The 6,359-nt window shown below is 59.3% G+C and carries 3 protein-coding genes; 2 read left to right on the top strand and 1 reads right to left on the bottom strand.

What is annotated here, in order from left to right:
- Nucleotides 1-12 precede the first annotated feature (12 nt).
- Nucleotides 13-2,724, top strand: coding sequence for a conjugal transfer protein TraG N-terminal domain-containing protein (locus tag VR863_RS00200; RefSeq protein ID WP_324826461.1), 2,712 nt, complete (start codon nucleotides 13-15; stop codon nucleotides 2,722-2,724).
- Here the strand turns inward: VR863_RS00200 and VR863_RS00195 are convergent.
- On the bottom strand, nucleotides 2,721-2,930 hold the full coding sequence (locus VR863_RS00195; protein WP_324826460.1) for a hypothetical protein: 210 nt from the start codon (nucleotides 2,928-2,930) through the stop codon (nucleotides 2,721-2,723). The two genes, VR863_RS00200 and VR863_RS00195, sit on opposite strands and share 4 nt — an antisense overlap.
- Before the next feature lie 418 nt (nucleotides 2,931-3,348).
- Here VR863_RS00195 and VR863_RS00190 point away from each other — a divergent pair, with 418 nt between their 5' ends.
- The gene (locus VR863_RS00190) at nucleotides 3,349-6,357 is read left to right on the top strand and encodes a hypothetical protein (protein ID WP_324826458.1); all 3,009 of its coding nucleotides are present in this window, start codon (nucleotides 3,349-3,351) and stop codon (nucleotides 6,355-6,357) included.
- The last annotated feature ends 2 nt before the right edge of the window (nucleotides 6,358-6,359 follow it).

The following is a 6,359-nucleotide window of genomic DNA, read 5'->3' as shown; positions in this document are numbered from 1 at the left end:
GGGTCAGGCAGCATGGTCGAGATTTTCACGGTCGGCGGCGGCGAGTACATCGTCAATGTCCTCAACGCCGTTGCCGCCTGGACCGGTGCGGGCGGCTACAAGAGCCTGATCCAGGTCGCGCTGGTGATGGGCATGGTGCTCGCGGTCATAGTGGTCGCGTTCAACCAGGACTGGCGCGCCTGGCTCAACTGGTTCCTCGGGGCGACGCTCATCTACATGTGCCTGATGGTGCCGCGCATGGACGTCCATGTGACCGACCGGGTCAATCCCAGCCTTGCACCGGCAACGGTGGCCAATGTCCCGCTCGGGCTTGCCCTGATGGCAAGTTTCACCAGCCAAGCGGGGGACTATCTGACCCGCTCTGCCGAGCTCGTCTTTGGCCTGCCCGACGACCTCAACTACTCGAAGAACGGCATGATCTACGGCGCGCGGCTGCTTGAATCGACGCGAACTTTGCGGATTTCCGATCCGGAGTTTGCCGCGAACTTCGACGAGCATGTCCGGCAATGCGTATTCTACGATTTGCTGCTTGGCCGCTACTCGATGAAGGAGCTGTCCGAGAGCGATGATATCTGGGCAACGATCGCACCGGGTAGCGCGGCGCGCGCGCAGAAATTCCTGACCCGGCAGGCCGACGACAGCGTGACGGCCTCGATCATAACCTGCCGCGAGGCTTACACCGCGCTTTCGGGGCAGTGGGCGAGCCTTATCGACGAGATGACGCTAGTCGCCGGCCGCCAACTCTATCCGCGCCAGACCGAAGCGCTCGCCAAGGCCAAGCTCATGGCCGACCTCCCGATTGCCTATCAGTATCTCACCGGCGTCTCGCGCAGCGCGAGCGACATCTTCCGCCAGGTGCTGACGATCAATGCCATGAACCAGGCCATGCACGGCTTTGCAGGGGCGAGTGGCACCGGCAGCATTGACGTCTTCGCCCAGACCCGGGCCGATATTCAGACCGAGCGGACCTATTCCTCGATCGCGCACAACGCGATGAAATGGGTCCCGATCCTCAATGTCGTGCTGACAGTGGTGTTCTACGCGCTGTTTCCTGTCCTGTTTCCGCTGTTCTTGATGCCACGAACCGGACCAATTGCGCTCCGAGGCTATGTCACCGGCTTCTTCTACCTTGCCGCGTGGGGACCGCTCTTCGTCATCCTGCACATGATCCTGATGTTCAAAGGTGCAGGCGATGTCGCGGCTGCTGGCGGCAGCACGGGCCTCAGCTTGGCGACCTTTGCCGGCATGAGCGACGTCAACAGCGATATCGGCATCTTGGCAGGCTATCTCGTCGCTTCGATCCCCTTCCTTGCCGGCGGGGTGGCGCGTGGTGCGCTGGCGATCTCGGGCCAGGCAACGAGCTACCTTAACCCGAGCCAGAACGCGGCCGAGGAAGCCTCGCGCGAAGCGAGCACCGGCAATGTCTCGCTGGGTAATTCGAATATCGACAATTCGACGGTGTTTTCCCGCCAGTTTGCGCAGGGCAATCTTGCACCCAACATCGCCTATGGCGCGGCACAGACGCGCGGTTTCAGCGACAGCGGCACGCAGACGACCAGCTTCCCCGATGGCGAGTTCGCTGCAGTCCCGAATTCAAGCTATCCGTTCACGCCGACGCTGGGGCAGGACTTCACCGGCCGGCTCGGAACGATGGCGAGCCAGAGCCGGACGCAGAGCGAGACCTATGCCAATCTCGCCCAGCAATCGACGAGCTCTGCGCTCACCCGGTTCAGCGAGATCCGCAACGCCTACAGCCAGGGTCAGAGCTCCGACACGGTCAGCGGCGTCGGCACGAACGACAGCATCGGCACGGCATTCAGCGAAGTCGACAATGCCTCGAGGACGCTCCAGCGGCAGTTCGGGCTGTCCCGGCGCGCGTCTGACGACATCACGGTTTCATGGTTTCTCAACGGCGATGCATCTTTGGGTCTCAAGGGAGAAAGAAGCCCTGGTACTGCTCAACTTGGCGTCAGGGGAGGCCGAAATCAGAGCTGGACAGACAGCGATATCGGCATCGCCTCGGAAGACCGCGGCAGGATCATGGGAACGCTGCGGCAGCTTTCGGATAGCCGCAACTGGTCGAACACGCGTGAAGGTTTCCTGCGCGAGACGAGCTCGAGCTCGGTATCGCAGGTATCGACCAGCTCGTCGGGTCTCAGCCGATCGCTGACCGAAGCCGAGAGCTATACGCGAGAGGCGCGTCGGGCCGAAGAGATGGCCAGCCGCCTCGAGAATCAGGCCAGCTGGCACGAGGCTAACAGCGCCGCAGGCACGCTGAACCTGAGCCAGGCCTATCGCGAATGGGGCATGGCCGAGATCGAAGCCAATCGCGACTATTACGGGCCGGTGCGCTTCGACGACATCGAGTTCCAGATGAGTGCGCGCGGCCAGCAGCTGCAATCGCGGTTTGTTGAAAGCTATGCTGATCGCCTGCAAGACGACATCGAAGCCGACCTTTCGCTGCCGGACTTCGCTCCTGTCAGCCGCCCCGGGATCGGAAGCGCTGGGCAGGTGCGAGCTAGGGGAACTGTAGGTTCTACGAGTGGTCCCTCAATGCCCGATGCTCCTGATCGGTCTGACATCACGGATGAGGTCGAGCGGGTTCGTCGGCAAGGTCGCGGGCGGATCGGAACCTTGAGAGGCTACCTTGATGGCCAAACAGAAGGCGCCACGGGCGCGAGCGAGGAGGCGGCAGATGCAATAAAGGAGTGGCGGCGCCCTTAGAGGATTACATCGTTGACGATTACGAACACGACAAAAGCAGCCAGCGCAACGAAGATTGCGATGAGCTTGACCCTGCCCCACGGGTCGGCCCAGGCCTTCTTCCAAGAGTATGACGTGAGGCGATTTTCGGAGATGGCACGGTCGATCTCTTGCAAGCCTTCCCAGCGATGCTCTGAATTCTGCGTGGATTTTTCTTTTCGAGCCATAACGGTCTCCAATCGATGGTAGTTTAGTGTATCGAAATCGCGACACAAAGACCGAATTCGGGTTTAATGCATCGATTTTGAAGCATTAATACGTTGGCGCGCGTCGTGATTATGGAGTCTCGTGCTGGTCGGCCGGACACCCGCAGTATCCTATGATATCGGGAATCCCTCTCGATGAATCGGCAAGCCTTTCTTAGGATCGCGAGAGTGTAATTCGCTGCACATTGAGCGTCCACATCCACGCATCCATCAAATTACGGCGTGCGCGCACTCGACTAGGCCGAGAGTTCAGGATTTCCACGTTTGCCAACGAGTTAACTCTTGTAAAATAACCGCTTGGTAGAGCATTGCGACGCTCGCGTAATGATCTTCAAGGGTATGCCCTTGAGCGCTTTTCGGTTTATGAGGGCAATCCAAGGTGCATGACTTCGAAGACTACGAGCTTCTCAACGAAGCCCTAAATGACGTCCTCTTCGACGGTCGTTTCGCAATGAAGCCGGTCTACGTTGACCTCGAGGAGGACGTCGCCGCTGAAGTTTCGCGTCAACTCGGAATCGAGCCGAAGGACCTCGACGATTTCATAGCCGTTGCCGTCGAGGAAACGCTTTTAGCGAACCCCGTGAATCCCTATTCATGGCACACCAAAAGATTGAGGAACTGGATCCGCAGGGGTCGGCAAACCCCTCCCCCGTTTACCGGTCTCCTGGCAGCCCTGTCGCTGGCAGCCGAGAAAATGCGTGCCGACACGCAATTCTCAGCGACCAATTACTACGAGAGGCTATTCGAGGTACTTGGGGTGGAAGATGTTCACCTCCAGGGACTTTTGCGAAACAAGGCTCGCTACACCCGACCGTTTTGGCGTGAACTAAACCAGTGGCTCACCGAACACGACTTCGAGTTGGGCAGGCCAACTGCTCGGCAGGTTAACAGCTGGAAGTACGTTAGTTACGCGCTCTCGCAGGCGCTCGTGCGTGACGCGGATCGTCAACGCCTCCATCACCTCTTCCGGGATTTTGGTCTCTCTCCTTTAGACGACATCGAAGAATCCGAGATGATGTTGCATCTCCATGACTGGATGACAGGCACCGGGCCGAGCGCATGGATCAGGCGCCTCTGGTCAAACGTCGATCTACGCGAACGCCTAGCGGCGGCTGCGATTGCAGAGCTGGAATCTTGGGACGAGGCCGAAGCGGGAAATGGACAAAATAGGAAGAGACTTAGTTGGGCTGCTTCTATCAGCACGTTTCCACGTAGGCGCATCTCCCTGCATCTTGCGACCGCTTCGCTCGAGCGAGATGATGACATCGAGCTCACCCCCCTAGATACGGGCTCAAAGGCTGCAAGGCTTGCATTCAGGGCGTGCGACGAGAAGCCTTGGCTAGCGCCCGCAGGCAGTGGCGATTTCTCGGTACTCGAGCCGACGAACGGGATCGACATCGGTGCGCTGATGTTGGCAACCATCGAACTAGAGTCCAAGGAAGGTGGCTCCTATTTCCACCTGGCCCGCCCCATCATCCCCCTTGCGAAACTGGACACGGGAATCTTTTTTCGAGAGGTTCAACGCACCTCGCTACTGAAACGCCATGCTGTGCTCTGCCATGAACACTGGACGGCGCAGGTTTCGAACCATCTCGACAAGTGCGCTCGCCCGGGCTTTCGCATATCGACCTGCGAAAGGTTGCCCGGGCTTCCGCCAGACTGGGTGCTCTTCGAAGACGTAGAGATAGTGCGAGTGCTAGACACAGCCCACAATAATCTCGCCGTCTTGGTGCCGCTCTCGGAGGGCGTGGCGATCAAACCTGAAGGGGGACTCAGGCTGGCTCCCCAGATTTGGCACAGGGATGCACCGCCCAACGTGGTCGCCACGAGTGATCAAGGAGAATTCACCCTCGAAATCAGGATGCCGGGTGACGAGACAGAAGACGAGTGCCTTCTTTCGCGCGGCTCTTCCAAGGGTAGCTGCGAGTTTGCACCAGAAGAAATCTCCACCGCTGGCGCCAGTGAATTGAGCATCGTCGCCATCGCGGGGCGGCAAGAAAGCGGCGAAAAGAATCTTGCTTTTAGGGACGCGGATATCCCGCGCCCGATGAGAGGTGAGCAGCTCTCCTATTGTCTCGATCCGAGTTTCCCCGCGTCGATATTGAACGCCGTCGAGCGCAGCAAGAATGCGGAGTGCCTGCTGGAAGTGCGCGGAATGATCGTAAGAGGCGAGGTCCCGGCAATGGTCGAGCTATCGATGGCGGACACCGAGTTCCAAGGCGATGTCGAGGACGAGGCCTCGGAAAGTACAGAAGAATACCTTGTCAGCGAAATCGAAGGCGTTTCGGAAACTTGTGTCATCCGCGGCTACCACTATTGGATCTGCGAACCCGGCCACATGGACGACACTCGCTGGGAAGCCAAGCGAATGGACTGCAAGGATTGCAAGCTGACGGCGGTACTCCGTAACCGGGGACGCAATCAGCGTGGCGGACGTCAGGCTCGCAGGGGGAGCGGTTCATCGACCGTTTCGGCCCCTCCAGTTGAAGAGAGAACAAGCGAAATCGACCTCGATCTAGTTCTCGATGGTTTATGTTACCTTGGAACTGGGACCTGGCATGCTTTCCAATCGCTTTCATCTGCCCATAGCCAAGAGCCTTGGTTCGCGTGGTCTCTTGCTCAAGACTTGCGTGATCTCGGTCACATTGACATCGCCCGATCTAGCTTTGGCAGGGTCACCGGCTGGTCGGTTCCCCCTCCCGCGATCGTCGTCAAGGCGGATGGCGAAGCCTACCTCGCTGGCTTTCGCAATAGGCGCCTAATTGACGAGGTCGGAGACGCGCTCGAAGCGGAAGACTGTGAATACAACGTCGAATCTACAGGGGGTGGAGTCACGCGGCATTCCTGGAAAGGAGTCTCGATCGAGGTCGCTCGTTCCGCACTCGAGGGAATCAAGGACCCGTTCGGGAGGACCGTAGCGGTGGAGGAAGTCCCAGCCGCGACGCTCTTGGCGGGTTCTCCCGGGCTTGCTGATCTCGTGGGCTCGCTGTCACCCGTGCATTTCGAGAGCAAGGACGGCCTCGAGCGGTTTGATGCGCGTAGTGGGCGCTGGGGCCTCGTTTCGCAAAGCGTAGAGCCAGGGGCCTATCGCACCAACTTTGCCGGTCGCCGATATTTCATCCGTGATTCAATCGGGGAGACCAAGTCGTCCAGCCCCGGATTGGCAAAGCTTTTCGCTGCTCGGCTCGAAGGAGTCAGGTTGCACGACTACGACCCAGCCATCGGTCGCCTAGTTTCCGGCCTTGGCTGCGATCTGCCGGGGCTCTTCTCACGCGCGATCGTCTCTTGCTCGGGACGATTACCAAGCGAGGGCCGCGGCCGCCTTTTTTACGAGCAGGTCGAAGAACCCATCGCCTCCCGCCTACTTTCCAAACTCTACGGAGCCTGACG

The organism is Qipengyuania zhejiangensis (assembly GCF_035607565.1).
Classification (GTDB): domain Bacteria; phylum Pseudomonadota; class Alphaproteobacteria; order Sphingomonadales; family Sphingomonadaceae; genus Qipengyuania; species Qipengyuania zhejiangensis.
Note: the sequence above shows the minus strand (reverse complement) of the source record. Positions and strands in the feature narration are given on the sequence as shown.